Raw genomic sequence first — 1664 nt, forward strand, 5'->3', positions numbered from 1 at the left:
CCCAAGGCCAGGTAGTTAAGGTTTCTGGGCTGCTGGCAAGAGCGCCGAGGGGGTCGGCCCGGCGGTGTAGATGCCTGGCCCGATTTTGCAGATGAGCCGACCGTGGGCCCAGCGTGACAGCTGCCGATACATGGTGTTCAGGGTGACATCTCCGAGGTGGCGGGCGATGTCACAGGCTCTCCAAGAGCGGTTGGGGTCTTGGTGGAGGAGGGCCAGGACCTGTTGTTGTCTTCGGCGGTCGGTCGCGGCGATGGGCCGTTCGTCGCGGGAGGCGGCGGGCAGTGGGGGTGGGGGTGTCAGGAGGGTGATGTCGAGGCCGGTGATGGTGCGGCTGCGGTCGGGTCTGCCGTCGTGGAGTCGTTCGTGGTAGCGGGAGATGGGCGACTTCACTTTGCGGGTGCTGACGCGCGGGCGGCGGGGTGGCAGCAGCGCGGCCAGGACACGGCGTCCGATGGACCCGACCAGGCTGGTGGCGGTGCCGGGGTTGTCGCCAGGATGGATCACCAGGTCGCGGGCGGCGTGCAGGGCGATGGAGAAGCCGCAGCGGTCGGGGTCGGTGCCGGGCTGGGACTCGGCGGCGTCGACCATCACGGTGCGCAGGAGCTGATAGAGCGTCAGCACCGACCACATCTCCTGCTGCAGGCCGGCGGGGTCGCCGGAGCGCAGGATCCGCCCCTGCATGATCGTGTGGCGGAGCGCGTAGTAGGCCGATTCGTGTTCCCACCGCTGATGGTAGAGGCCCACTAGGGCGGCGGCCGGATGGCGGCGGGCGTCGGTCAGCGTGGTGGCCAGGCGGTAGGTGCCGGCGAAGGTGGTGCCGTCGGTGCAGGTCACTGTCACACGGGCCTCGATGATGCGGATCTGCAGGCCACCGATCATCGAGAGATATGAGCCGTCGGTGAGTGTGGCCAGGACGGGGGTGCGCCGGTTGCTGCGCAGCCGGCCGAGTACCTGGGCTCCGGTGGCGCTGACCTGGGCGAGGAAGGCGTTGCTGTCGAAGCCCTTGTCCCATAACACGAGCATGTCGGGCGTCAGCAGGTGCAGCAGGCGCCGGGCATAGCCGCTCTCGCCTTCGCTGGTGGGGCCGAAGACCGCGCCGATCAAGGCCCGGGTTCCGGTCTCGACGAGTGTCATCAGTTCCAGCTGGGGGTAGCCGCCGTGGCCGGGACTGCCCAGCCATGCCCGGTTACGCACGGTGTCGGGGGCCTTGAGGGAACTGCAGCCGTCGAAGGAGACGGTGCGGTAGGCCCCGAACCGTACGCCGGGCGTCGTGGGCTGGGCCAGCGGTCCGCTCAGCACCTCGAACAGGCGCCGCATCGGCGCGCCACCGACTCTGCGGCGCAGGTCACGTAGGGCTTTGGCGGTGGGCGTCACGGCCGGCAGGGCGGTCAGCGAGGCCGTCAGTTTCTGCCAGACCAGCAGGTAGCCGACCTCGGGGAACAGACACATCGCCAGCAGGAAGTAGACCCCGACACGCGAGGGCAACGCGCGCAGACGACGCTGCACCCCGCGGGTCTCATCCAGGACCGCATCGACGAGCTCGAACGGCACGAGCGCGGTCAGCTCACCCAAATGTCCGGGCGCGAACAATCTCTCGGCCGCCCAGCGGGGAGAAGAGTCCGCGCCGGTGGCGCGGGAAACAGCAGAGCTGGCATGCTTGACGG

The 1664-nt window shown here is 69.3% G+C and carries 1 protein-coding gene; it reads right to left on the reverse strand.

Annotated elements, in window-relative coordinates:
• Positions 1-15: 15 nt before the first annotated feature.
• Positions 16-1664, reverse strand: a 1649-nt coding sequence (locus ABEA43_RS67655) for an IS4 family transposase (RefSeq protein ID WP_345581523.1), incomplete at its 5' end; no start/stop codon positions are given.

The organism is Nonomuraea rosea, assembly GCF_039539705.1.
GTDB lineage: Bacteria > Actinomycetota > Actinomycetes > Streptosporangiales > Streptosporangiaceae > Nonomuraea > Nonomuraea rosea.